The 2221-nt window shown below is 61.0% G+C and carries 1 protein-coding gene; it reads right to left on the reverse strand.

Going from position 1 to position 2221, the window contains the following annotated elements; genetic code table 11:
• Positions 1-42 precede the first annotated feature (42 nt).
• Positions 43-2221, reverse strand: a 2179-nt coding sequence (locus tag NW856_RS12205) for a transglycosylase domain-containing protein (RefSeq protein WP_414400490.1), incomplete at its 5' end; no start/stop codon positions are given.

The raw sequence follows: 2221 nt of genomic DNA on the forward strand, positions 1-2221 counted from the left end.
TCTATCCTAACATAAGATCAACACGACCTAGCCATTTTCGAACTATTGAATGACTTGTCTCATGTAATTTCCCCAAGTTTGAGCGGCTATGCTGCTGCTTCCTCGTGTTGGGCTAGAGTCATCATTGCCCAGCCAAATGCCGGTCACCAGGGGAGGGTTGGGCGTGTAGCCGATAAAGAGCAGATCCTTGTTGGCGGTGGTGGTGCCGGTTTTACCGGCTTCTCCAATGCCGAGCCGGGCAGTAGTACCGGTGCCGGAGCTGATCACCCCTTGCAGTACGGCTGTCATCTGTTGGGCGACGGTTTCTGGCAGGACAAGTCGCTGAGAACGGGGATCCTCCCGACCAGGGTAAATCTCACGGCAGGTGCGAAAGTCGTTGGGGTTAGCGCAATCGCTGCTATCCAAGATGCGGCGGATGGTGTGGGGCCTTGACCAAAGGCCACGATTGGCAAAAGGAGTGAAGGCTGCTGTCAACTCCAGCAAGTTCACCTCCATTGTGCCAATCACCATAGAAGGATAGGGTTGCAACGGCGATTGGATGCCCATTTGCCGGGCCGTCGCCACCACTTGCTCTAGACCGACTTGTTGGGCCAACCGCAGGGCAATCACGTTTTCGGAGAGGATCAGGCCGCGGGCCAAATCCATAGAGGCCGCTCCCGAGCGACAGCCGCGAAAGGTGAGGTTGCCCCAGGTGAGGGGCTCGCAAGACAACACTTGGGAGAGAGGGATCCCCTGGGTGAGGGCAGCCGCATACGTGAACACTTTGAAGGTGGAGCCCGGCTGCCTTTGAGCTTGGGTAGCCCGGTTGAAGGGGCTGGCGTTGTAGTCGATCCCGCCCACCAAAGCCAGCACTTCACCGTTGCGGCTGTCGAGACTGACCAAAGCGCCTTGGCTGAAGCCCAAGCGGGATCCGGACTCGCGCACCGTTTGGGCCAGGACTTGCTCTGCCAAACGCTGGTAGGGCAAATGCACCGTGGTTTCGATGATGAAGTTGCCCTCTGCCGAGAGGTCTTGGCCCAAGAGCTGCCGCAGCTCCTGGAAGACGGCACTGTAAAAGTAGGGAGCAACTGTCGAGGTTTGGGAGCGCAAATTGGGGTTGAGGGTGAGGCGACTGCGCCGGGCCCGCCGAATCTCCTCTTCGGGGAAGACTTTCAGCTCGCTCAGGCGATCCAACACCCGATCCCGGCCCCGAACGGCGGCATCATAGTTGGCGACAGGGTTAAAGGCATTGGGCGCGGGCAAAATGGCCGCCAGAGTCGCAGCTTCGGAAAGGCTGAGCTGGCGGCTTGGGATCCCGAAATAGAACTGGGCAGCAGTTTCAAAGCCGTAGATGCCGTTGCCCAGGTAAACATTGTTGAGGTAGAGAGCGAGGATTTCGTCTTTGCTGTAGCGCTGTTCCAGCTTCAGGGCGGCGACGGCCTCCCGCAGCTTGCGCCCGAAGGTGTTGCCGGAGCCGGTGTAGTCCCGCAGCACGGTGCGGGCCAGTTGTTGGCTGATGGAGCTGCCCCCCTGCTGCACTTCCCCCGAGCGCAGGTTCACCCAAAAGGCGCGGGCAATGCCCAGCAGATCCACCCCAAAGTGGGAGTAAAAGCGGTGATCTTCGGCGGCGACCACCACCTTGGGCAGAATTGGGCCAAAAGCTTCTAGGTTGGGCAGCTCCCGGTAGGTGTCCCCCTGATGGCGGCGCAGCTCCGTCTGCTGATCCCCGGCCAGGACGATCAGGGGGTTGCGATCCGCGGAGAGGGGTGGCTCCACTGAGAACTTGCTCCACTCATGGCCGATCCAAATCCTCGCCCCCAGCCCCAAGACCACCATCAGGATTAGGCAGCCGCGCACCCCATACACCTGTGGTGGGGGTGGATCCAGCACTTGAATCCAGACGCTCTCCGGATCCCGAGGCGGGCCAAGGCTCAGTTGCTGGCCATGCCGCAAGATCACCCGGCGCACCCGCTCGACACCACCGAAGGGTTTGAGGCGGAAAACGCCGTTGGTCGAGTCTTGATCTTCTAGCTGGTAGCGACCGGCATTCCACCCCAGCCAGTAGAGAATAGGGGGCAACGGGATCCGCCAACCCAGACCGGGCAGGCGCCAATCCGGGCGGGGACGGATGTGGGCGTGGAGATGGCTCACCGCGGGGGCAGGGATGCGAATGGTGGCCACCGTCTGGCTGCGACCGAGAATGTCGGATCCCTTCAGGGCAACCACCTGGGGGGGCTCTCCT

Origin of the sequence: Synechococcus sp. R3-13 (genome assembly GCF_047462195.1) — a bacterium.
GTDB lineage: Bacteria > Cyanobacteriota > Cyanobacteriia > Thermostichales > Thermostichaceae > Thermostichus.